The organism is Microcoleus sp. PH2017_34_RAT_O_A, from assembly GCF_020737885.1.
Taxonomy (GTDB): Bacteria; Cyanobacteriota; Cyanobacteriia; order Cyanobacteriales; family Microcoleaceae; genus Microcoleus.
In genome coordinates, this window is the sequence record NZ_JAEQDD010000149.1 from 10,658 (window position 1) to 12,676 (window position 2,019).

Annotated in this window: 1 protein-coding gene and 1 pseudogene; both read left to right on the plus strand. The window is 48.4% G+C overall.

Annotation, left to right across the window (positions count from 1 at the left end):
• A pseudogene (locus JGK11_RS31120) lies at positions 1 to 664 on the plus strand (hypothetical protein); the annotation flags it as partial.
• Positions 665 to 884: 220 nt separating this feature from the next.
• Entirely contained in the window at positions 885 to 1,805 is a 921-nt protein-coding gene (locus tag JGK11_RS31125) for an NAD(+) kinase (RefSeq protein ID WP_293199260.1), read from the plus strand.
• The last annotated feature ends 214 nt before the right edge of the window (positions 1,806 to 2,019 follow it).

Below are 2,019 nucleotides of genomic sequence, written 5' to 3' on the forward strand. Positions count from 1 at the left end.
TGCTGACTGGGGCGGGCAAGATGCCCACCCCACAGTCAAATTACTCAACAGTGGAACAGGCATCTTGCCTGTTGCTGACTGGGGCGGGCAAGATGCCCAACCCCTACTCCCCACAGTCAAATTACTCAACAGTGGAACAGGCATCTTGCCTGTTGCCCAGAATGCAGTATCACAAACAAAAATAGCAATTAGACAAGTCAGCGAATTGGCAGATGCGATCGACTCTAACGGATTCATGCCTATATCAGGAAGTTACAATCCCAACACATATTATCGACAACGCGCTTACGTTTCAGGCAAGTACGATCGCGACTACGAAGACTTCAACCTCAGCGGCAAACAAGCAACAGCCTTTAATTCAGTCGTAGCATTTACCAAAACTCGGAAAATCCCCCTAATTTTCGTCAATTTGCCCCTCACCGACGACTACCTAGATCCAACTCGTCGGTGGGCAGAACAGCAGTTTAGACAACGAATGCAGCAACTCTCGCGACAAAAAGGATTCGCCTTCCGCGACTTGTCCCAGCGGTGGCCAAATCGCAACGACTATTTCTTAGATCCCAGCCACCTCAACCGTTTTGGGGCGATCGCAGTTTCTCGCATCCTCGCCTCCGATACCAGCATTATTTGGCCGCAGCCCAAATCCCGAAGTATTGATGGGTAATCAATACCATTTTCGATGGGCGATTTTCGATTAAACAATGGGGAATTCTCGTTCCCCGGCGCTGCCGAGGAACGCAGATGCTTTGGCTATGCCTCGCAATTTTCAAGAATAGTTTAATATCTAAAATGATGTCCGAAATCAATTTGTGCGATCGAACATTTTGAGATTTTTTAGTTCAGTCTAAAATCCCAAACCCCAAATCCCAAATCCCAAATTAATTGTGCAACTAAAACAAGTAATTATCGCCCACAAAGCCCGAGACACCCTCAGCCAGCGGTGGGCAGAACAATGTGCCCGCCAGTTAGAAAGTCGCGGATGTCAAGTTTTAATGGGCCCCAGCGGCCCGAAAGATAACCCGTATCCGGTGTTTTTAGCTTCTAGTAACAGCCCGATCGATCTAGCCGTAGTTCTCGGCGGCGACGGTACCGCCCTGGCTGCTGCGCGGAATTTGGCTGCTGACGGCATCCCGATTTTAGCTGCGAATGTAGGCGGACATCTGGGTTTTTTAACCGAGTCTTTTGAGGATTTCCAAAATACTGAGGAGATTTGGGACAGACTAGCCGAAGATAGGTATGCCGTGCAGAAGCGGATGATGTTGCAGGCGGCGGTTTTTGAGGGAAACAGAACTAATCTTGAACCGGAAAGCGATCGATTTTTGGCACTTAATGAAATGTGTGTCAAACCTGCTTCTGCCGATCGAATGCCGAGCTGTATTCTAGAAATGGAAGTTGACGGCGAAGTAGTCGATCAATATCAAGGCGACGGTTTAATTGTGGCAACCCCTACCGGTTCGACTTGCTACACCGCATCTGCCAACGGGCCGATTATCCACTCGGGAATGGATGCGATCGCAGTTACTCCGATTTGCCCTTTAAGTTTATCCAGCCGGGCTGTAGTTTTGCCGCCCGGTTCCGTCGTCAGCATTTGGCCCTTAGCAGATTACGAACTCAGTACAAAACTCTGGATGGACGGCATTTTAGCTACAGCAATTTGGCCCGGACAGCGCGTAGATGTGCGGATGGCAGACTGCGAAGCCAAATTTATCATTTTGCGGGAAAACTATTCTTATTACGGCACATTGAGGGAAAAACTTCAGTGGGCCGGAGCCCGAATTCGGTACACCAACAATCACCGCAATTAATCCACATCATCAACCGTTCAATTAGGTACGTAGTTGCGCTTCAGCGCTCTTTTGCAAAATCTAGAAAAGAGCGCTTTAATTAGGTACGTAGTTGCGCTTAAGCGCTCTTTTGCAAAATCTCTAAAAGAGCGCTTCAATTAGGTACGTAGTTGCGCTTAAGCGCTCTTTTCCACAATCTCCGAAAGAGCGCTCAAGCGCAACTACGTACCTTAAG